Consider the following 21,207-nt stretch of genomic DNA (forward strand, 5'->3'; position numbering starts at 1 on the left):
TAACTTCCTCAGGAATATAAACACGTAAGCGATAGGTTCCGTTTTTAGTTCTTCTAATAGACATAGTATTCTCCTTTTGAATTGAGCTAGAAAATACCATGGTTACATTATAACAAACCACCATGGAATTTCTACTGCTTTTGTAACCAGCGATTGATTTCTGTTTTGCTAAAGCGAACAGTTTTTCCGACCTTAATACAAGGCAAACCTTGCTTAATCCAGCTGTCTAAAGTATTGTTGGATATATTTAAATACTCACAAGTCTGCTTTTTATTTAAAAAATGATGAGTACTTTCATTAGTATCTACAAATTTATTTAGTTCTTTCTTAACAATATCCGATAATAGTAATTGAACTTGCTTAATCAGTTCTTCTGGAATAAATACATTCATAAATAGTACCTTTTTTCTTTCTGTTAGATTTAAATTATATTAGTTTAGATTTTGTTTTTAAGTCTTCAAGGGTTGAAGAGTTAAAAAATGGGAAAACGTTGCTGTATTAATACTTCTTCTTTTTTTTCAATCAGAATTTATATTAAAATGGAAGAATTATTTATTTGAATGTTGTTTAAAATAGAATCTAGGATTGAACCTATGTCTTTATTCTTGTTTTTAATAACTTTCTTAATAAATGCATCTTTTTCTTCAGCTGTAAAAGTAGGCATTTTAAACAAATGAAGTTTAGTATTTTGATTACTCTTGTAACAACCAAAATCAAGGATAGTAACAAGAGATAGAGTATTTAGCATTAAGCTAAAGAGACATAGTACTTGCCATGTAATCATAATAGAAAGAAAATAACGCTCATTCTTTAAATCATTCTTTCTACTTTCTTTAATCAGATTTCTTTTGGTTCTTGCACAGTTTTTTGGCTTTATAAATTTAGATGCATCAATAAATAAGAAAATAGATTCATCCAATGTTAATGGATATAAATAATCCATAGCATGATTTAGTTGAGTTTCAAAAAATGTTTTTATATATTTATCTTTACCTTTTTCTTTATACAATTCTATTAACTTATTTTCGGTATCTCTTACTGAAGTTTGAACAACTATCTTAAAGTTGGACAATCCTTTTTCAATTACACTATACACAAATAGATAAAGCTGATCATTGTGTAGTTTATCTAAGTCAGTAGTCTTGAATTCACTTTTAATTTTTTCTTCATTCAGTGTCATTTCGTATCTATAGATGCGATATTTACGAGATGCGTCCAATTCGATCTGTTTATTATGTTCAGCTTTTGCTGTTTTATCGTAAAGAACATGCAATAAGTTTCTATATTTTTTGCTTGAAAGAATATGGTGATCCTCAGGAGTTGAACATTTTGTATAAACTTTTTTATCTACTTGAGATGTATTAGATAGACTCCTCAATAATAAATTTCTTGTTTGAAAATGAATAATCGCATCAGTAGCAAATGTAAATGAGATTTCCATTTCATGAATCCTAATAGTAGTTGGGATAATCCAAATACCAGTTTGCTGTTTGATTTTCGTTATAACATTTATTAGTTTCTTTCGAATTGCTGAAATAGAGAGAGTTTCAAAATTGAGACCTCCATGATTTAGTTGTAGTAAGCAATAATTAACAGTATCTCCGCTTTCTTTTTTATAAATTTTTCCAATTTCAAGTCTTCCGAATTCCCTTGATTGGATAATTAAATCTTCTATCTGATTTGAATTGTAATTTAATTTTTTAACTTCATGAGGATTATTTTTTCTGTATTCTATTATTTTTTCAATGTCAACAATTAGATTTTCACCTAAGTTAAAAACCATGCGATCAAACCCCCAGAAGGAATTCATTAAAGTAAAACAAGATTGAATTTCTTTCTCATTTAAATACTTTTTTTCAGTAGAAGCTTTTGTCTGTATTTTCATGTTTTAACGTTTCCTTTTTACTATTATTTTTGATAGGAATTATGCTAGGAAGTATTAGATGTCGTAAAATCAATATATTATCATAACCACATTTTGGTTCAAAACTAAAATTCCCTATTATAGGTATGCCATTTTTTTGACAAAAAACGCCTTTTTTTTAAAAAAAAATAGTGAAAAAATGGAAAAATTTTGAAAAACAATAAAATACACAATGTTTAATTGTTTAAAAAACGCGTAATGATAAGGGTTTGGAGAAAAAATTAGGTTTTTCCCTACTTTATTTATTTCAATGAGAGATATACAATTATTTTTTAAATGTGCTTATTAGTTTGCTTGTGCGATTAACTTATATGCATACGATTTTTGAAACTCTTCGGGACGATTGTGTCCAAGAGCACGCGATACAATTAAGCAGGCTTTTCGATCGAGGACAACGCCTTTTAATTCCCCTCTTAGATAAATTTTTTCCCTTTTATCCTTGATGTCTTTAGGATCTCGTGCGACAAGAAGATAAAGACGTTTTGCGTATTCAGCACGATATTTATGAGGTTTTAAAGCAGATGGAACTTGAAACACACGCTTTTTACCAGCTATCCTAAATTCTTCAACAAGCCTCTCTAATTCTTGTTGATCTCGTGTAATAATCGGAACCCAGCGGTCTCTAGCTCCTTTTGTTTTATGCTTTTTACCAATGATTTTAAGAAAGTATCGGCCATCCTCTCGTTGGTAGAGTGAGTCTCCAGTAATTGCTTTTAATTCATTTTTTCGTAGCCCAGTGGCAGATACAATTGAAAACCAGCGATTATTTGTTTCTTCAGACATTCTGTCGTCATTTGACTTTAAGCGATTATTCTTTTTGTTGGCTCGGTATCGAATATCCGTTGCAACAAAAGTAGTAGAAGACACGCCTAAAACTTTAGCCAATGCTGCTTTGTAGGTTGATTGGGTTGGTGCTGAAAGCCCAGTTTTTTTACAATGTTCTAAATATTGATTTACTACGTCAATCCATCCATCTACATTCTTAGATTTTTCAAGAGCTTTTAAATCTTCGGCAGTGGTTGTTGTAGCAACAAAGGAAGCAAATCTGCTCCAGGATCCAGCGTAGTTATGAAGAGTTCGGTCTGTATGTATTAAATGAATGTCCTCTCCTGTTTTTTTGGATTCATTTCTTTTGATACCTTTTCCCTTCTTGAAGCGCGTGACTAGATTAGTTAAACCTTTTGATTGGACGAATTGTTTACGGCCTTCGAAAGTAGTTAGAGAATCCATTTGTTGTTTCTGAGCTTTCTCTCTAGCTTTTCGTCGTTCAGAACGACTTCGTTTCTTCTTTGACATAGTTCTTTCCTTTCTATAAAAGATAATGTACGTTTAAAGAAAACCTTAACAAGAATCTTAAGGTCTTTTAATTCAAGTTGAAGTAGTGCAGTGACCTAAAGCTTATATTCACTGTTGTAGTATCTTCCCTGTGCTGAGGGCGCTTCTTAATTTATGGCTAAGAAGTTAACCAGGCCATTTTACAACATGACAAGTTGACTCAATTCAAATAAGATGTAGAGTTCCATCCTACAGATAAAAATCTGTTGTTTTTTCTTTTTACTCTTTTTCAGGTTTAAATGCTATGAATTTAGCGACTGTGTTAAGCTAGTTTTTTGTATTTGATTTTTAGACTTTTGTTATTTACTTTCGTTCTTATACTTTTATACTTTACTTTGTTATGATCAAAAAATTTTTTTACTGCTATTGACATTACTTTTATTATCTATACATTTATTTTTTTAGTTAGTGAAATACAAAAATTGGTTCTTTCTTAACTCAGCTTAAACCTGCTGTTTCCACGATAGCTACCTCCTTTTAAATATTAAAAAAAACGTAGCTATTTAGTTACGTCTCTACTTAATCAATCTTTAGATATCTATAGTATGCCATAAATTGATAATTCTAAAAAACAAATTTTTTCTTTTTTGTGTTATTCGGTTTTACTTCGAACTGTGTGTTTAGCGTGACTTTCACATACGTTTCTGTCAACGCTAAACACACAGAAAAGTTAACGTCGTAACATAAAAAAAGAATTAATGGAAATAGTATTCGAAGGTAAATGCACTAAAGTTTCTTATACAGATTGAAAATTAGAAATCTCAGAAAGTAATTAAAATCATCACATTTTTTAATACGTGTAAAAAATTTGAAATTCAAGGTGTGTTTGCTATGTTTAAATTAATTTGTTTATTGATTGTCCCTTTCAAATGCCGAAGAGAATTCAAAAACCTGTCGATTGTAATCACAAAAAAAGTAGGAAGCTATTGAGCAAACAATAAATTTTTTAGTTTGATGAAGAAATTATACTAATATGAAATAAACACATTGAGAACAAGTGTTTCAGTGTGTTTTTGTGGTAAAATATAAAAGATTTGTAAGAAAAACGAACGTATTTTTTAAAAGTATTTGAATTAAGTGTATTGAAAAGTTTCAATCAATATTTAAATTGCTATAAGACTTTATACTAAAAATTGGTTGTAAAATATTAAGAACACAAAACTCAGGAAGATATTTTAAAGAATTAGGGAGAAATAAGTTAGTATTTTAATGAACATTGACATTATTTGTCCATAGGATATGATAAAGTAATTCTGTCAATGAAATCAACATAGAAAAATAAAAGTGAGGATAGATTTATGTTAGAACAGCAAATCAAAAATACATTAAAAGAACCTTTAAAAAAATTGGCTGATACATATCATGATAAAGTAGGTAAAATCAACAACTCCTCGGAACTGTTTGAAATATACAGCCCCTGGAATGATTCAAATATAGAAAAAATGATACACTCTTTTAATGTGGCTTTAAAAACTAATAGTAATAGTTTTTCTTGGTTAGAAATTGAGAAAGATTTACCTAATAGCACAGATGTTAATATTAGGTATGGACTTCCCAATCATATAAAAGGAAATATTGATGAAGCAACATTATTTTTATGTTTGGTGAATCCTAATATTGATGAAGTAAAAATCAGTGTGTCAGATGGAGTTCGTACATATTATGAAAAAGCAAGAGAATTGGTTAGTGGAGATGAATCATTAAATATCTTAGACGATCAAGGTAAATTGAAAAGAGATGCTAATGAATACATCAAGGAACATATTGTAAATGTTAGAGAAACGAGTAGTATTTTATATAATGAATTAGAAATTGTAAAACAATCTCCTTCAAATAAAGGTACTTATTACCTAGGACATTATTTACCACACTTTATAAAAGAATTTTTAAATAAAAAAGGCTCTTTTAAGAATATTATTCAAAATTTGACTGATGAGTGGGACGAGTTAGAAAAAATGTCGAAAAAAATAGCGAATTTAGAGGCTTTTCCATTCAGAAGTAAAAATCCAAACTACACTTATAAAAATAATAAAAAAGGAACTAACTTTACAAATCTATTGATTGAATCAGACAGTAAAGTTAATTTGTTAAGTGCAAGAGTAATTATTTGGAGAATCATTAAGCATTTAGAGTCATCTGACCATAAACCTATATTTATACTGAGAAGGTTTAATACTTTTTGGTTGCCTACTATATCTAAAGTTTTGCAACACGACCTGAATTTCACAATAGAAGAAACAAATCAAATCATAAACGCTTTAGATGAAGAATATTTTTTTACTGTTAGGAAAAAGGATTACAACGGTCAATCAGGGTATTTTGGGAGAAATTTTTGTAAAAACAATGAAAGAATAAGTGATAGTAGTTTTAAACGTTTAGTTAAAGAAACCTTAGGGGAATATGTGAGAAAGTAAAGTGAGGATGGATTTATATCAACAGTTGTAGATAAAAAAATTCCATATCTTGTTTATTGATGAAGTTCATCTGTTAGGAGGAGCAAAACACCTAACAGATTTGTTAAAACCTTCATCAGATTATAAACTGCAGCCCAAAAACATAGACAAAAAAATTTATCTTCTTGGGCTAAGATCATTTTATAGTACTTTTTTGAAAAATCGTTTTTTTATTTTTACAAAAAAATGGCATAATAATAGTGAAGAAAAAAAGGCAGTGGTGAACTGTCTTTTTTTGTTCCTCAAAAAAGGAGGTAGCAGATGCTCAAGAACAATCGTTTAATAATATTAGAGAGAGTGAGGCCACCGTGAAAATTCACAGATGAAAAAAACTTTTTTAAATAATAATTTGAGGTAAAATTAATGAAAAATTACAAAAATTATGTGATTAATTTAACTCAACAATATATTTCAGAGTTAATTAATCGAAATGAAGAAATTAATATTAGAATGTTTTATTCAACATTTGAAGAGGATCAGTATATCTCAATCTTAAATGACCAAGATCAAGAAGTGTCATTCAATTTTGTAAATGATAGCATTGAAATTGAATTAATTGATCCGTTGTGTGAGAAAATTGTAATTACATTTGATACTGTAGAACAAACAGCTAAAATCCATCTTGTAATTAATTTTCTCTTAGATTTGTTTTTTAGATTCAATTGGCATGAATCAGTTGCAGCGTTATCAGTTGCAGATTTCTGGGAATTGATCAAGAATTACGAAGAGGATAAACTCGATATGACATTTGGTTACCCAAGAATCGCAGGCTCTAATAGCTAATAGCCATATTTTTATGCACAAAAAAGTGGAAAAGGAATAGTTTTATACTTATCCTTTTCCACTCTTTTTATTTTGTCTCGTTAATAATTGTGTTAATAGCTGAAATGACTTTATTTTGTTTATACTCTGGTAAAGATTTGATAGTGTCGATAAGCTGTGCTAAGTCAGTGCTTTCTTCTTTAAGTGTTAAATCAAAAAAAGTTTGTAGATCAACATTTAAGGCTTCTATAATTTTTTCAAGCGTACTAATTTTTATATTGGGCTCTAAATTTTCTAACTTATACGCGTAATTGGTACCAAGATCTGCTTTTTCTTCTAATTGTTCCTGAGTCATCCCTGACTGAATCCGCAAAATCCGTATTCTTTTGCTTATATACTTTTGTAATTCTGACATTGCTCACCTCGTAAGACTATTCTACAGTCTTAGAAGGTTAGATTCTAGTTCTTAAAAGGTTGGATACAACTTTACAAAGTTGCTAAAATATAGTATAATTCGGGTGTTTATAATTAAATAGTGATAATTTGCTCAATACTCTATCATAAAGGTGGGAATTATGAAAAAGAAAACGATCAAAGCAACTGTATCTGCTGTATCAATAGCTACAGCTTTTGCAGGAATTTCTGTTGTACAAGCGGACGAAGTAACTGCAACTCAGACAAATGAGTCAACATTAAGTGTTGAATCGAAGACTCCTTCGTCTACAAATATAAAACAAGTAGACGGAGTATTTGTTAATAATGGGGTTGCAACCGTAACGAAAACGCCAACTTCTGAAGTTTTAGAAGAAGCAAGAACGATCAAGGAAGAAACTGATCAATCAGTTTCAAATCAAGAAAGTGTATTAGAAAACGCTAAGGTTTCGGAAGCAACCACTGCATCCAAAGTTTCCGAGGCAAATGTTGATTTAAAGAATGCTGAGGTAAATAAAGAATCAGCTACGCCTGAAAAAATTGAAAAAACGAAGAATGAAATATCAGAAGTAAAAGCTGATATTGAGAAAAAGGGAACATCACTAAAAGATGCATCTGATAAAGTTCTAGAAGCTGAGAAAGAACGTAATCAGCAATCAGATGTTATTAAAAAAGATCAAGATAAAATTTCAGATCAAGAAAGGAAAGTTTCGGTAGCTGATGAAGCAGTAGCTACAGCACAAAAAAATCTTGATGGCACTGGTGCTTCAGAAATTCTTGCTGAAATCGACAAAGCAAAAAGTGATGTAGCTGAAAAAGAATCAGCAGAAGAAGCAGCAAAAAAGGCTTTGGAAAATGCTATTAGCGAAGACAAAAATAAAGCTGAAGAACTCAGTAAAGCTTCTTCTGATGAAAAAACGCAACTTAGTGCTAGTCAGGTTTCTGCCAAACAATTAGCAGATGCTAAAAAGGTTGCAGAAGAAGCAGCGAGTGCATTAGTGAAGGCTCAAAAAGAGAAAGAAACTGCTCAGAAAGTTTTAGACGGTACCGGCGTCGAAGAAATTGTAGCAGAACGTGATGCGGCTAAGAAAAATTTAGATGCTAAAACAGCAACTGAAAATACAGCGAAACAGGAACTTGATCGTGCCAAAGAAGCAGATAATAAAAAAGCAACTGCACTAAAAAATGCAAAGTCTGTTGAAGCGGATCAAATAAAGAAAAGTCAAGAAACGGCAGCAAACTTGTCATCAGCTGAGGAAAAACAAAAACAAGCACAAGAGAATTTAAAGAAAGCTCAAGAAAATAAGGTTTCAGCGCAAAGTAATCTTGATGCTTCTGAATCACAACTTACCCAAACAATCTCAAATCGTGATAGCAAAGCAAATGATTTAGTAAATAAACAAAATAGTAAAATTGGTGCAGAAGAAGAGCTCAAAACAGCTAAAGAAAATGATGCTAAGAAAGCTTCAGAAATTTCAGCTTTAACTACTAAGAAAAATCAAGAAGAGGCAAAAGTAAATGAAACTTCAAATGAGCTAGCGAGTGTTACATCAGCAGCTCAGGAAGCAAAAGAGAATAAAGAGAAGGCTGATCAAGCGGTTGAAACCCTCAAAAAACAAATTGCAGCAATTAAAAATCTCACTATTCCTCAATTGCCTCAAGATGTCATTGATGCTTACAAGGCTTATCTTGCTGATAACTCAGATGCAAATAAAAATGCATTAAACGATGTTATTCAAAAATGGTTCACAGGTAGTAAGTATGATTTTGGTACTCCAGAGACGGAATATTCTCCTGAACACCAAAATATTGTTATCAAAGGTTGGCCAAATAAGGATATTGTTTTGCCTATCGATGACTCTGAAGTCGATTTGGATAATCTTACAGATAAACAGATTGAAGCTTTGAGTCAATATTATGCACTTCTTGCCAACAATCTGCAAGACCAAGTCTGGGGAAGCCATGATTTTATAGTTACTAAAGAATCTGTTCAAGGTGTTAAAAATATCGCAAAAGCCTATGCTGAAGAAAATAAACCCTTTGGTACAAGTCATAGTGTGACAGCTCTTGCAAAAGATGGACTGGATTCAATCACTTGGGCTGGCGAAAATATGAGCTTCAATAATACATTACTAGGTTTTAGTGCTTATTATTCAGAAGCAAAAGAAACACGAAAAGCTACAATGTCTCAATTGTATCGCGAGGTATATGATGCTGTAATTAGCTTTATGGCAAATGATGTACATGCATATTTTGGACATATGAGATTAATGATTGGAGAGAAAGCTCCTTCAAATATACAAGCAGTCGGGGTAGCAAATAGCCTAACACCTAGTGGCGTTGGTCGAATGCATTTTATTAAATTCAAAGGTCAAACTAGCCATTTCGATTACATTAAAGATGAACAAACAGGTGAGTATCACTCTAAGTTCATTGACGACTATTATGATAAAGGAATTGCCAAACCTCTAGCTACTCCATTTGATACTTCAAAAATGGAAGATGAATTAACAGCTGCTAAAGCTAAACAGACTGCAGCAAATACAACAAATGATTCTGCACAGAATCGTTTGAAAAAAGCTAAATCTGAAAATGATTCAAGTACAAAAGCTCTCAAAGAAACGACAGCAAAATTAGATGCTCTAAAAGCTACTCCTGATCAAACACCTGTAGCTACTACTAAATTGGAAATCGCTACACAAAATTATAATGAAGCACATACCCAATTTAATAAAGCTCAAGATACACTTGATCAATTAAATGCTGATATTCAAAGCAAGCGTCAAGCTTTAGCAAATGCAAAAGATGATTTAGACCAGGCCACAACAGCAGAAGTAAAAGCTAAATCTGATCTTGAAAAAGCAAAAGTAGAAAATCAAAATGCAAATCAAAATCTGAAACAAACTCAAAAACTAGTAGCAGAATTGATGTCAGTTCCTGATCAAACTCCAGATGCACAGAAGAAATACGACAATGCGAAACAACAAAAAGAAGAAGCTGAAACAAGATATATCAAAGCTCAAACAGCTTTAGATAACTTAAATGCAGACCTTCAAGTTAAGCAAAAAGCATTAGAAACTGCAAAAGAGGAGCTTGAGAAAGCAAAAGCAACAGATAAGACTGCAAGAAACAATTTAGATGAAGTAACAAAAATTCATGAAAATAATTTGGCAGCCTTAAATACTACACGTCAAATGATTGCAAGATTAAACTCAATCTCAGATAAGACACCTCTTGCACAAAAGAATTTAGATGAGGCTTCTCGACAATTGATTGCTGCCAAGACTCGTTACGCAAAAGCACAATCAGCAGTTGAAAATCTAAATGCAGACATTCAAACAAAACAAAAAGTTTTAGCAGATGCGCGTGCAGAGTTGGATAAAGAACTTAAAGTTCTTTCAGATCTTAAAGCTGAAAAAGCTACGGATGAAGCAGAACTCAGAAACCGTGAGAATAAAGTTGAAGAGTTAAAAGCTAAAGAAAAACAAATTAAGGATGAAATTTCTAAATTTAAGACTCACTTAGTTGCTTTAGAAACACTTTTGGATCATCTTGAAAATGCCGATGCATATTTGAAAAAAGCAAAAGAAGCATATGACAATGCAGTTGAAGAGCATCGTTTAGCACTTGAGAATGTAGTAAGAGAGGAAGCTAAACTTAAATTACTTCTACAAGATCAATTGGATGCAACTGCGCAATATGAAGCAGTTAGGGAAGCCTATTTAAATACTCGTACAAGACAAAGCGAAGTCTTTAACGATAAAGTAGATCACAAGATGATTTCTCTGAATCCTGCGTTAGAAAAGAGTATACCAGAAAGTACTTCTAATGAACGAGTATATAGCTATGCTGGAAATCAAGCTAAATATGCTGCAAATAGAGCCTTGCCTAATACAAGTTCAATTGAAAATTGGTTAGTGTTTGCAATGGGAATTGTTCTTTGTAGTTTTGGTATTTCAGTATCACGGAAACATCGTGATTAATAAAAGCTGGTAAGTATTTCTTATTGTAGTAATGAATAAAAGTTTATCATTCAAAATTTGATTTTTTACTAATGATTTTAGTGAAACTAGGTATATGAAAAAAATAATAAATATCTTTAGATATTTATAGGAGGAAAAATAATGAAAAAAATTATTGCTTTAGTTGTTTTAGTACTTGCGGTTGCCGGTGGAGTATTCTTTTTCTTGAATCAAAATTCAGGACCAGAGAAGCAAATTATTGGTACTTGGTATGATAGTAAACACGATTCAACTATCGTTTTCAATAGCGATAAAACACTAGAAGTAACAAATAATAAAGACGAATCTAGAGATGGAACTTGGAAAATCGCTGGAAAATATGTCAAATTAAAGGTTTCTAGTGCAGCGAGTGCTAAAGCTGAATTACATGGAAAAGATGAAAAAGAAGTAAAATATTTAAAGATTCAATTTAATTCAATTGAAACTGTTAACAGTGATTTTCGTGTAGCAGACGGAACTTTTGAAAAACAGTAATATAATTTAAGTATCTATCTTAAATATAGTTAGAAGATAAATAATAAAAGGATTTGGAATTAATGTTATTGTTAACATGATTCTAAGTCTTTTTTATTGAGATTTTATCAAATGATAAATTGTAAAATATAGTGCAACAAAAAACCTCATAGCGTTTCATTGGTGTAAACTGTAAGTAACCGCACAAACAGAACCCGAGGAAAAACTATGAGCTACTCCCATCTTACCATAACCGACCGAATAAAGATAGAAACTTACTTGGATTTAGGTTTAAAATCTTGCCAAATTGCAAGTAAACTTGACTTTCATAAGTCTACCATTTCAAGAGAGTTAAGACGATGCCAAAATGGTTACTACGCCGTCTTAGCACAGGAACAGTACGACCACAGGGCTAAGCAAAAGGGTCGGAAGTCTTGTTTGACACCAAAGTTGAAAAAGGAAATTGAGAAGGGGTTAAAAGCCTCTTGGTCACCTGAACAGATTTGTGGTCGCTATCAGCTTGAACAAAAGCCAATGGTAGCTTTTAAAACCATCTATAACTGGCTCTATGCTGGTTTGATTGATCTGGATTTAAGCGTCCTGCGCCGAAAGGGAAAAAGTCGACAGCCCAAAGAAACACGTGGGACATTTAGGATTGGCACGTCGATTGCCAAACGTCCTAAAGAGGTCAGGAATCGTGAGACTTTTGGCCACTGGGAGCTCGATACTGTGGTGTCTTCCAGAGGTAAAAGCAAGGACTGTTTAGCGACCTTTCTAGAGAGAAAAACGCGCTTTTACTTAGCTTTCATTCCACTTTATACTCCTGAGATGAATCCGATTGAGCAAGTCTGGGCGGAGATTCGGAAGCGTGGGTTCGAGAAAAAGATGTTTAAAACTCTCAATGAAGTAATTGATAAGTTGCAAGAAGTGATTAGGAGCTTGCATTGGACAGTACTAAAATCTATTGTTCATAGAAGTTGGATTAGTTTTTGATTTTAGGTGAGTATGAATAATTGAAAAATAAAAGTCATAATGTTATAATTTGTGATATAAAGATAAATATTACATAGAATAGAGGTGGCCATATGGGGAAACTATTGGCGAGCCGAATGCGTAGTCGGAGAAAAGAACTGAATTTGTCTCAGGTTGAATTGGCTGCTGGTATCTGTGAACAGGCCCAAATCAGTAAAATTGAGCGAGATGCAGACTATAGTCCTGGCTCAGACTTAATATATGCCCTTGCAAAAAAGCTAAATGTATCAATGGACTACTTTTTTGACGAGGATATCCATGTCGAATCGGAGTTTTTGACTCAATTTCGTGCTGTATCTAAGAAATTCTTAGACTTACGAGATTATGATTCACTAAAATATATCTATGAGTTAGAAGCTGCGAAGACAGTAAAACTCCCTCTCTCCGATCAGTTATACCTTCAGTGGATAGAGGCTATTGTGTTGTTTAACCATGACCTTAAACAGAATGAAGCGATCAAAAAATTAGAAGCTATTTTGTCAAAATATAGCGAATATGATTGGGAATATTTGAATATCTCAAATAGTTTATTACACTTTTACTTTCAGACGGATGAACTCTCAAAATTTGAAGAAGTCGATAATCGCATGACCAATCTTTTTAAGAGTGTTAAGGTTCGGACAATTGATGAACTTGAAATTCTGATTAAATGTCGGTATAACTTTTGTCGGTATCTATGGTTAAACCAGCAAACAGAGAGAGCGATAAGTGAGACTTTTGAAACGATTGGTATTTGTCTCAAAAATAATAGTTTCTACTGTTTAGCTAATCTTTACTGTTTACTTGGGAATGTTAGTGAAGGTTTTGCCCATAAAGATGCCGTTAAACAGTACTTTGTAACAGCGCAGCATGCATACCTGCTAGAGGGAAATGATAAGATGGCTTTAGACCTTGAGCGTTTTATCAATGAAACATTCCCAGCATAATTGTTATAGACAACTCAGTCTTTACTGTGTTGTTTTTTATATGCATTTATTATAACATCTCTCATGAAACGAGTTATTTCTACGGTTAAAATAAACTTATTCATAATAAAAAAATAAAATAAAAAAATCTTTATAAATATAATTGACAAATAATTTTCTGCGTGATAGAATACAATCAAGGAATATGAAAGGGGTTGCAAGATATGAAGAAAGCAACTAAAAAGTTTGTTGTCGCAGTTTTATTAGCGGGTTTATTAGTTATTGTTGGTAAACCATCGATAAATCCCGCTCCCGCCCCTTTAGGCTTTGATCCTGGAGAATTATATTCTGTAAAATTTTAAAATATGAATTGTACAATTTTATGAATAAGCTGGTAGTATTACCAGTTCAAAGAAAGGATAGTTGCCAATGTACTAAGTTGTCATAAGTTACTAAAAAAGAGTTGTAATTGTTAGTTTTAGTCAAAAATGAAATGGAGACTATGTTATGAAGAAAAGAATTAAGAAGATTATTTCAACATCGTTACTTGCTCTTACCCTAGCTGGTGCAGGTGGTTCAATCGCTTCTGCCGCAACAGTTTATTATAAAGGTTCTGCCGTTTATTGGAACTATGGTCGTACAGTAGGACTTTGGAGTTACTCACACGTTCAATCTGGTGTGTATGAACACGCAGCAAGTGCTAACGGAGGTTTCTCAGGTTGGAAACGGCCAGGAATTGAAGCACGTGCATCTAGATATATTGGAAGTGGTACAGCACAATGTTACTGGAATTGTAGGTAAGCGCCTATGACATACAAAAACATGTTATTAGGTAAAATGAAGTACTTAATCCTGTTTTTGATTGCCATTCAGAGCGTACTACTTGCTCTGATGGCAATTTTTTTTACAGGTGTTCAGTATGAGGAGGCATGGCAAAGTTATAACCGTAATTCTAGGACAGTTACAGTTTATCTTCAAAGATTATCTGAAGAACAGGCGCAAAGTGTATACCAATACTTTTTGGAACAAAGTGACTTGTCTATTTGGACGAAACGTACTACAAATAGTAGTAGGGATGGTTCAATAAATAGAATATATTTAGATGTTCTTGGCAATCCTGAAGGTTTTTCAGATTTTACAAACGGTGGTAAAATAATTTTATCACGCCAACAAATTTCAGATTTATTATCCCATAGTGACAATAACTTGACTATTGGACTTGATAAGGGAACTGATAATATGCTCTATGAATTACCGAGCTTGTTATTTACAACCCCTGTTGTTATTAATCGGTTAGACCATATTTTTCAAGAAACAAATACAATAAACGGGATATATCATATCAATGGTCTTCAGGACGACCTCTCAAGAGAAACGTTTTTATCAAATCTCTCATCTATTACTGGGATTTCTGTTGAAGACTTGACTAGAGAGAGTTTTGGCAGTAATACTGTTGAGGGAATTGTGCCAATCGTTTTAGCTGCTAGTATTGCAGTAAATGCTATGGTTCTTCTTGTTCTTTTCCTAATATGTGTTTTACAATCCTTTAAACATTTTGGGACATTGATACTACTTGGATGGGATAGGAAGGAGTTGTGGTCTGCCCTCTTTAAGGATTCTCTTCTGTTTTCTATTTATATTGCACCTGTTTCCGCACTAGCAACTTGGTTTTTGTCAGGTTGGGCTAGTTTTGGATTATCATCATTTGTGTTAGTCTTTGCGGGTACAAGTCTTTCAATCTTGTTACTATTGCTAACATTAATTATTCCAAGTATTGTTGTTTATTGGGTTTCTCCATTAGCTGCAATTCATAAACGGTTACCAATGAAACCATTAATGGCAACCAGTTTGTTATTCTATACTTTAGTAGCTGGTTTATTAATAGCAGTTAGTCATTCCTTAGATGCGCCAATGAATCAGTTCATTGATAATGTCAAAGTAGCTAGGGAGTGGAAAAGTGTCGAAAATATGTATGTTATTTCGGATTTTGTAGAAGGGGATGATATAGGAACCTACTCTGGTAATACAAATTCATTAGAAAGCAGCATGTATCACTTTTACCAACGAATTTCAGAGATTCCAGGTGTTTATATTGCTCAGGGAGAATATCTCGGGCAAGAATACCTTGATACAATCTATGGTACGTATCAAAATGTTCCTAAAAAACCATTTTGGTATTTAACCTATTCTTATAATTACTTATCTGAACTAGGAGTTGAGTTAAGTAATGAAGAATTATCCGAAATACGTAATGGTGCCAGATTGTACCTTATTCCTGATACTCTAGGTTCAGCGGATGTTGAAACCATGAAGGCTTACTTACAAGAAGTTGTTCGAGTAAAACCAGGGGATATAGGGACTAAGTTTACAGAAAATCCAAGATTTTTATTTAGAACCTATCAGCCATCTAAGTCCATTTTTACTTGGTCAAGATCAATCGATCGAGGTGTAACTAGTGAAGAACCTGTTATTTTTGTAGCAGCTCCTGAAAACTTGTACTTCATGGAATCAGCAAACCTATCTGTGAGTGGATATGACGGAATTTTGAAAGTTCGTGATAAGGAAACAACGAATCAGGTAAAATCAATTTTAGAAAATGAGTTCCCTGATTTATCAGACAATGCACTGAAATTTACAACGGTTAAGAATTATATCAATGGACTTCAGAAAGATCTCGGCTATACTTTCTACCTATTTGGAAGTATCATTGCTATTATTGTCTTTACTATGATGGCTATCTTTTGGAGTTTTGTCTTGATTTATCGCTTGCTTTTCGAAGAAAAACTGTATGTACAATACTTCATGGGCTTTTCTCCTTGGAAGAGGTATAGCGGTGTTCTTTCTCTTGTCGTTGGTGTTTCTGCGATAGAACTACTAGTTTCTATCTTACTAGGCTCTAAGTTGGGAATAGTTTTAGCACTAGTTACATTTGCTTTCCAATTATTACTTCTTTACTTCAATCTATTCCGTAAAGAAGTAGAAAGTCTCATACAATCGTTTAAGGGGTGATTTAATGTCTATGATTTCCGTACAAAATGTGTCAAAAAAATTTGGGTCACGTGAGATTTTAAAAGACTTAAGTTTTGATGTTGAGGAAAATGAATTTGTAGCTTTAGTAGGGCCATCTGGTTCTGGAAAATCTACGTTACTTAATATGATTGGCCTTTTGGATAATATTGATAGTGGTAAGATTTTAATCAACGGGAAGATCTTACCAAAAGTGAATTCGCGTTCTGCGGTTAACTATCGAAAGAATGTTATCAACTATCTATTTCAATCAAATGCACTCATCTCTACATCCAGTGTAAAAGATAATCTCATGCTTGCTATGAACTTTACTAATTTCTCTAAGGAAGAGAAGGAGAAAAAGATTAAAGAAACCTTGCGGTTTGTTGGTTTGGAAAATAGACTAGATAGCAAGGTCAATGAATTATCTGGAGGTGAGCAGCAGAGAATCGCCATCGTGAGAGCTATTCTAAAACCAGGTGATATCATCTTGGCAGATGAACCAACAGGTTCATTGGATCCTGATATGGCTCAAAAATCATTTGACTTAATTCGGTCATTGAGAGATCAGTTTGGAAAAACAATTCTAATCGTCACACATAATTTAGACCATGCGAAACAATGTGATCGAATTGTCTCGTTGAAATCAGCTTTTGTAAATTAGTCTACTCACTCGCAACTGAGACAATCATTTTAGTCTATAGAACAACGAAGAAAGTGGAAGTTTAAGGATGAAAATTTTGAATACTATATGACACAACAGCCAAATTTGTACAATCATCTAGAGTTATAAACTTATCTAGTGGTTGAAAATCATATTGATGACATCCTTTGTCTGCATATAATTTTCAACAATAAATTAGTAGATATGGTTGTTTTACATTCATTTCAAAAGAAAACTGTCCCTATCCCACATTGTTTTAAAGGCGAGACTGTGACAGTCTTAGATGACGATGAGGTGACGTGGCATTTGTTAGAATTTCAGGATTTTAGAACTTGTTTGACTTCAGTGATTCAGCATGGAGTTCACTAAAATATAAGAAAAAGAATTTTATCAGGAGAAGTATACTACTATATATAGCGGAAAATCGTAAAAAAGCAAAGACGAAGTAATTACCTCGTCTTTGCTTTTTTAGTATAATGAACACCTTCATGTCAATGAAGTCAATATCGGATGGTAGCCCTTTTGAGTAATCAAAAATGCCCAAATTAATTAAAACTTGCGCATCTTATTAATTTTACAAATTGGGTATTACTACTTTATGTCACCCTTTTTCAAATATATTATACAAAAAAATGAAAAGGTTTACAAGGAATTGACGGTTATAGGAACTATAATTCTCATCACTTTGAACATTAAAAAGGAGAGAACCAATTTAGTCCTCTCCAGATTGTAACTTTATATCAACCCACTACAGTTGACAATGAGCCAAGGATCAGTCGCTATCATCTCTATGGGGCAATCAAGACAAGCACAGACACAACAGATCAGTCATTTGCCTATAACTTCGAAGTTCGTGACGATACTGGACTTGACTATTCAGGATAGGGTTACCTCTATGAAGGTAGCCCTATTTTTTTGACTGTGAATGAATCGAAGCGATGGGATTACACAGAGTTAGAATTTCTTTTTGCTTTGACTGAGATACATGAGTATAGATTTGTGTGACTGAGATAGAACTATGTCCAAGAATTTGTTGAATGTATCGAATATCTACATCACTATCTAGAAGCATTGTTGCGAAACTATGTCTAAACATATGGGGGGTAATAGGTGTAGTTAAGTTATGTTGTTTAACAAGGGTATTTAGAATTAAACGTACACTTTGCTCTGACAATGGGTTGAAAGAATATTTTCCAGAGAATAGGTAGTCACTGGGTTGAAAGCAGTAGTTATTTATATATGTTTCTAGTAAGCTAAATGTTATTTGATCTCCTAAAAATAGGATACGTTCTTTCTTGCCTTTTCCCATAATATGGAGAGTCCTATTTGAAAGATTAATGTTTTTAAGATGAATATGACAAAGTTCGGAAATCCTAATTCCAGTTGAAAGCAATAGGGAAATGATTAGCAAATTTCTTTCAGCTTTTTGTTTTTGATATTTAGTTTTTGAATAGGTAACTTTCTGTTCTAGATGTGAAAAAATACTTTTCAAAATATCATAAGGAATCGTTTTAGGTAATATTTTTTCCGTTCTAAATTGATAACGTAATTGATTAAAAGGATTCTCATCAACTAAATTATGATATTTTAAGTAGCTGTAAAACACCTTCAAACTAGCAATTTTGCGACGTAATGTATTAGATTTAATATTGGATTTCGTCAAATGTTCAACATAGGTTTCCACACTGCTGTAATTTGAATTGTAAAATTGCAAAAGATCATTTTTGTAAGCTCGAATCGTATGTGAACTCAAGCGTTTATGGGTTTTGCAGTAGTCTAAGAAAGTAGAAATATGTTTATAATCCATGAATAACTCCTTTATCAATAATCATGCTATTATATACTTATTTGAATGCTTTGTATAGTGATAATAAATAGTTATCGGTAGGAGAGAAATGTGAGAGAATTTCAATATTTCATAAGTTATTCAAGAGATATTTACTACGAATTTGTAAATCATCTGAATAATATGTTAAACGAAATAGGATTAAAAACCTGGATTGACAAATTTGAAATTAACATTGGAGATGAAATAATTGATAATCTATATACTGTACTCGATAAAAGTGCTGATTATTATGGAATTATTTTTATATTCGATGAAACATTCTTTAACAAAGCATGGTGTATAAAAGAGCTAGATTATGCGATGAAGAAAAGGATTCCTTTTTTTCCAGTATTGTATAAAATAAAAAAAGAAGATATTCCTAGTGAGTATACCTTCTTAAAAAATTATAATTTATTAACGGTATCATCGTTAAAAGAGATAGATTATATCGTAGATCGCTTTATATTACTGCATTTGAACAATATTGTTTGTAGAGATATTCCTAAGTTTTCAATCAGCAGTTATGTCGGTAACTTTTTATTAGAACAGATTCGGTGTTGTACTGTAAACAATATTGACGCTATTTTTATCATAGATAACTTCTCTCAATATTTGAGAAAGCAGAAAAAGTCAGGAGATTTTAAACTAACTCACGAAATATTATTTTGTACTGAAATAACTCAATTATTAAAAGAACGCTTATTTAGGAAAGACTTTCAGGGAGAATATCATTTTAAAATACTGGAAATTATCCAAGAAATATACACAAACATATATATGTGATTGAAATTTAGAGAATATCAAACAAAAATAGAGATCCATCGAAGTGAAGTCAATCGGTGAGTCTCTATTTATATTACGGGAGCATTCTTTATATACTTGCTATCCATGATGTAAGACTCTCTGATATATTTAATGCAGTCAATAATAGTTTGAGATAGAATTTCAGGATCCTTCTCCGTTAGTAACTTATCTAGAAAAGGAGTGAGATAGGAATATTTATCAATTTCAGATAAAAGTGTTTGATATACTTCTAAAGAGCTCCAACCAGTTGAACCTACAGGAATAATAAATCTATTTTGCTTCATTGCCCTATCAAAATCTTCCAGTACTCCCCTAGAATTAGATAAAGTCCCATCATAATATTGGTTTCCGAATACAAATATAACTATTCCTGCTTCTGATATAATATTATCTTGAAATCTTTGTTTTGCAGATCTATCAATATGTTTATCGCTCCCCTTAATTAATGGGAGAGTTTTAATTTTTAAATACTTCGAAATATCAAGATTTTTATCATTAATCGCTGTCATCACACCATTAATCACCTGTGGTCCTACACCTTCTATATTCCCATTTCCAACAATAATTCCATTATCAATTAACTTATATCCTAAAAGATATAAAAACTCAGTAGCACTAGTCTCATCCCATTCTCCATAATTTCTGCAACTTCCAGCAATAAAGACACTGTTGGTTAAATATAACTGATAGCACTGATTAAAGATTTCATCAATCTCATTATAATTATCAATCAAAATAGTATGAATGCCATATCTTTTTAAATCATTTATTTCGAGCTCTTGTTTTATCTTGCCATATTCTAATTCGTTTTCAGGGGCGTTGGAATTTTTAAACATATCAATAGATAAATTTTTCCGAAAGCAATAATGCATTCTAATATTTTCCCCGATTAATAATCTAATTTTACTTAGAATTTGCTGAATATCTGGATCATTTAAACTATATCCTACAAATACAAATGTTTTACTAATCAGATCTCCTCGAAGTGTTTGGATAAAAAGTTTGTGACTCTCATCAAAACTCTCATAATCATCCCGAGTCAACACTGCCTCATAGGGTCTAGAAATATCTCCATGAAATTTATATACAGTAGTATCAATATTTGGGGGTGTAATTGATAAATCGTTATTATCAATCTTGACATCTACGCGTCTTCCAGATTTCTTCAAGTTGTCTTCAATTAAGTGATCATAATTAGTTGTCCAAAAAGTCCCGATGGGCATACTTGTTAGAAGTGTCAGCAAATTATTATCTTTAGAGTCTTTAGTAAATTCTTGTATTAGTTTTTGTGTAATCTGATTTTTTGAATGTGCAGAATTTTTATAGTACTGTGCAACTGAAATTAAGTCGTGTTCTTTATCAATATCTAGTCCAATCGAATCAGAAAATTGCCGTAATAGTTCTTTCCAGTTTACATACCCTGAGGGAACTGAGAGTCCTGCGCCAGCAAAAACAGCTACATTATTTTCTAACATTGCTGCACTAAAATCAGAAATAAATTGTTGTTTTAGTTTTTTCATCCTTCTCCTACCGATAACTATTTATTATCACTAGTATACCATAAATTCCTACCTCCAATATGTTTTC

The 21,207-nt window shown here is 32.2% G+C and carries 17 protein-coding genes; 11 read left to right on the forward strand and 6 right to left on the reverse strand.

What is annotated here, in order from left to right; all coding sequences use genetic code 11:
• Positions 1–131: 131 nt before the first annotated feature.
• From HMPREF2832_RS02215 to HMPREF2832_RS02225, 3 genes are all read right to left on the reverse strand, one after another.
• A complete protein-coding gene (locus HMPREF2832_RS02215; RefSeq protein WP_070505397.1) occupies positions 132–392 on the reverse strand; it encodes a helix-turn-helix domain-containing protein in 261 nt (86 codons plus the stop codon).
• 137 nt (positions 393–529) lie between these two features.
• Positions 530–1,885 (reverse strand): hypothetical protein, encoded by a 1,356-nt coding sequence (locus tag HMPREF2832_RS02220; protein ID WP_070505399.1) that lies wholly within the window; start codon positions 1,883–1,885, stop codon positions 530–532.
• A 324-nt stretch (positions 1,886–2,209) separates the two neighbouring features.
• On the reverse strand, positions 2,210–3,220 hold the full coding sequence (locus HMPREF2832_RS02225; RefSeq protein ID WP_070505401.1) for a site-specific integrase: 1,011 nt from the start codon (positions 3,218–3,220) through the stop codon (positions 2,210–2,212).
• Between the two features lie 1,337 nt (positions 3,221–4,557).
• On the opposite strand from HMPREF2832_RS02225, the gene HMPREF2832_RS02230 reads away from it, so the two are divergent.
• Both HMPREF2832_RS02230 and HMPREF2832_RS02235 read left to right on the forward strand, forming a co-directional pair.
• On the forward strand, positions 4,558–5,673 hold the full coding sequence (locus HMPREF2832_RS02230; protein ID WP_070505403.1) for a hypothetical protein: 1,116 nt from the start codon (positions 4,558–4,560) through the stop codon (positions 5,671–5,673).
• Between the two features lie 402 nt (positions 5,674–6,075).
• Positions 6,076–6,495, forward strand: coding sequence for a hypothetical protein (locus HMPREF2832_RS02235; protein WP_070505405.1), 420 nt, complete (start codon positions 6,076–6,078; stop codon positions 6,493–6,495).
• A gap of 67 nt (positions 6,496–6,562) precedes the next feature.
• Here HMPREF2832_RS02235 and HMPREF2832_RS02240 read toward each other — a convergent pair whose 3' ends face one another.
• Positions 6,563–6,889: a helix-turn-helix domain-containing protein gene (locus HMPREF2832_RS02240; RefSeq protein ID WP_003013607.1), complete on the reverse strand. Its 327-nt coding sequence runs from the start codon at positions 6,887–6,889 to the stop codon at positions 6,563–6,565.
• 160 nt (positions 6,890–7,049) lie between these two features.
• Here HMPREF2832_RS02240 and HMPREF2832_RS02245 point away from each other — a divergent pair, with 160 nt between their 5' ends.
• The 8 genes from HMPREF2832_RS02245 (at position 7,050) to HMPREF2832_RS02275 (ending at position 16,988) form a co-directional block, all read left to right on the forward strand.
• Positions 7,050–10,889 (forward strand): SEC10/PgrA surface exclusion domain-containing protein, encoded by a 3,840-nt coding sequence (locus HMPREF2832_RS02245; protein ID WP_070505407.1) that lies wholly within the window; start codon positions 7,050–7,052, stop codon positions 10,887–10,889.
• A gap of 141 nt (positions 10,890–11,030) precedes the next feature.
• Positions 11,031–11,402 carry a hypothetical protein gene (locus HMPREF2832_RS02250; protein WP_070505409.1) on the forward strand — a complete coding sequence of 124 codons (372 nt, stop codon included), beginning with the start codon at positions 11,031–11,033 and terminating at the stop codon, positions 11,400–11,402.
• Between the two features lie 207 nt (positions 11,403–11,609).
• The gene (locus tag HMPREF2832_RS02255; protein ID WP_141751181.1) at positions 11,610–12,374 is read left to right on the forward strand and encodes an IS30 family transposase; all 765 of its coding nucleotides are present in this window, start codon (positions 11,610–11,612) and stop codon (positions 12,372–12,374) included.
• Positions 12,375–12,466: 92 nt separating this feature from the next.
• The gene (locus HMPREF2832_RS02260; RefSeq protein WP_070505411.1) at positions 12,467–13,339 is read left to right on the forward strand and encodes a helix-turn-helix domain-containing protein; all 873 of its coding nucleotides are present in this window, start codon (positions 12,467–12,469) and stop codon (positions 13,337–13,339) included.
• Positions 13,340–13,542: 203 nt separating this feature from the next.
• Complete coding sequence (locus HMPREF2832_RS10385; protein ID WP_155167719.1) at positions 13,543–13,680, forward strand: hypothetical protein; 138 nt, start codon at positions 13,543–13,545, stop codon at positions 13,678–13,680.
• A gap of 145 nt (positions 13,681–13,825) precedes the next feature.
• On the forward strand, positions 13,826–14,119 hold the full coding sequence (locus tag HMPREF2832_RS02265) for a hypothetical protein (RefSeq protein WP_023919386.1): 294 nt from the start codon (positions 13,826–13,828) through the stop codon (positions 14,117–14,119).
• Positions 14,120–14,125: 6 nt separating this feature from the next.
• Complete coding sequence (locus HMPREF2832_RS02270) at positions 14,126–16,327, forward strand: ABC transporter permease (protein WP_049496930.1); 2,202 nt, start codon at positions 14,126–14,128, stop codon at positions 16,325–16,327.
• 4 nt (positions 16,328–16,331) lie between these two features.
• On the forward strand, positions 16,332–16,988 hold the full coding sequence (locus HMPREF2832_RS02275) for an ABC transporter ATP-binding protein (RefSeq protein WP_049492958.1): 657 nt from the start codon (positions 16,332–16,334) through the stop codon (positions 16,986–16,988).
• A 907-nt stretch (positions 16,989–17,895) separates the two neighbouring features.
• On the opposite strand, the gene HMPREF2832_RS02280 is transcribed toward HMPREF2832_RS02275, so the two are convergent.
• Positions 17,896–18,795 (reverse strand): tyrosine-type recombinase/integrase, encoded by a 900-nt coding sequence (locus HMPREF2832_RS02280; protein WP_070505413.1) that lies wholly within the window; start codon positions 18,793–18,795, stop codon positions 17,896–17,898.
• A gap of 90 nt (positions 18,796–18,885) precedes the next feature.
• Here HMPREF2832_RS02280 and HMPREF2832_RS02285 point away from each other — a divergent pair, with 90 nt between their 5' ends.
• Positions 18,886–19,599: a toll/interleukin-1 receptor domain-containing protein gene (locus HMPREF2832_RS02285; RefSeq protein WP_049514396.1), complete on the forward strand. Its 714-nt coding sequence runs from the start codon at positions 18,886–18,888 to the stop codon at positions 19,597–19,599.
• A gap of 68 nt (positions 19,600–19,667) precedes the next feature.
• Here the strand turns inward: HMPREF2832_RS02285 and HMPREF2832_RS02290 are convergent, their stop codons facing one another.
• Positions 19,668–21,140: an SIR2 family protein gene (locus HMPREF2832_RS02290; RefSeq protein ID WP_070505415.1), complete on the reverse strand. Its 1,473-nt coding sequence runs from the start codon at positions 21,138–21,140 to the stop codon at positions 19,668–19,670.
• Between the last annotated feature and the right edge of the window lie 67 nt (positions 21,141–21,207).

Origin of the sequence: Streptococcus sp. HMSC073D05, assembly GCF_001812015.1 — a bacterium.
Lineage (GTDB): Bacteria > Bacillota > Bacilli > Lactobacillales > Streptococcaceae > Streptococcus > Streptococcus parasanguinis_D.

Bases quoted from the DNA above. Each gene is read 5' to 3' on its own strand.
- HMPREF2832_RS02215 (WP_070505397.1), bottom strand. From the start codon at position 392: ATGAATGTATTTATTCCAGAAGAACTGATTAAGCAAGTTCAATTACTA.
- HMPREF2832_RS02220 (WP_070505399.1), bottom strand. From the start codon at position 1,885: ATGAAAATACAGACAAAAGCTTCTACTGAAAAAAAGTATTTAAATGAG.
- HMPREF2832_RS02225 (WP_070505401.1), bottom strand. From the start codon at position 3,220: ATGTCAAAGAAGAAACGAAGTCGTTCTGAACGACGAAAAGCTAGAGAG.
- HMPREF2832_RS02230 (WP_070505403.1), top strand. From the start codon at position 4,558: ATGTTAGAACAGCAAATCAAAAATACATTAAAAGAACCTTTAAAAAAA.
- HMPREF2832_RS02235 (WP_070505405.1), top strand. From the start codon at position 6,076: ATGAAAAATTACAAAAATTATGTGATTAATTTAACTCAACAATATATT.
- HMPREF2832_RS02240 (WP_003013607.1), bottom strand. From the start codon at position 6,889: ATGTCAGAATTACAAAAGTATATAAGCAAAAGAATACGGATTTTGCGG.
- HMPREF2832_RS02245 (WP_070505407.1), top strand. From the start codon at position 7,050: ATGAAAAAGAAAACGATCAAAGCAACTGTATCTGCTGTATCAATAGCT.
- HMPREF2832_RS02250 (WP_070505409.1), top strand. From the start codon at position 11,031: ATGAAAAAAATTATTGCTTTAGTTGTTTTAGTACTTGCGGTTGCCGGT.
- HMPREF2832_RS02255 (WP_141751181.1), top strand. From the start codon at position 11,610: ATGAGCTACTCCCATCTTACCATAACCGACCGAATAAAGATAGAAACT.
- HMPREF2832_RS02260 (WP_070505411.1), top strand. From the start codon at position 12,467: ATGGGGAAACTATTGGCGAGCCGAATGCGTAGTCGGAGAAAAGAACTG.
- HMPREF2832_RS10385 (WP_155167719.1), top strand. From the start codon at position 13,543: ATGAAGAAAGCAACTAAAAAGTTTGTTGTCGCAGTTTTATTAGCGGGT.
- HMPREF2832_RS02265 (WP_023919386.1), top strand. From the start codon at position 13,826: ATGAAGAAAAGAATTAAGAAGATTATTTCAACATCGTTACTTGCTCTT.
- HMPREF2832_RS02270 (WP_049496930.1), top strand. From the start codon at position 14,126: ATGACATACAAAAACATGTTATTAGGTAAAATGAAGTACTTAATCCTG.
- HMPREF2832_RS02275 (WP_049492958.1), top strand. From the start codon at position 16,332: ATGTCTATGATTTCCGTACAAAATGTGTCAAAAAAATTTGGGTCACGT.
- HMPREF2832_RS02280 (WP_070505413.1), bottom strand. From the start codon at position 18,795: ATGGATTATAAACATATTTCTACTTTCTTAGACTACTGCAAAACCCAT.
- HMPREF2832_RS02290 (WP_070505415.1), bottom strand. From the start codon at position 21,140: ATGAAAAAACTAAAACAACAATTTATTTCTGATTTTAGTGCAGCAATG.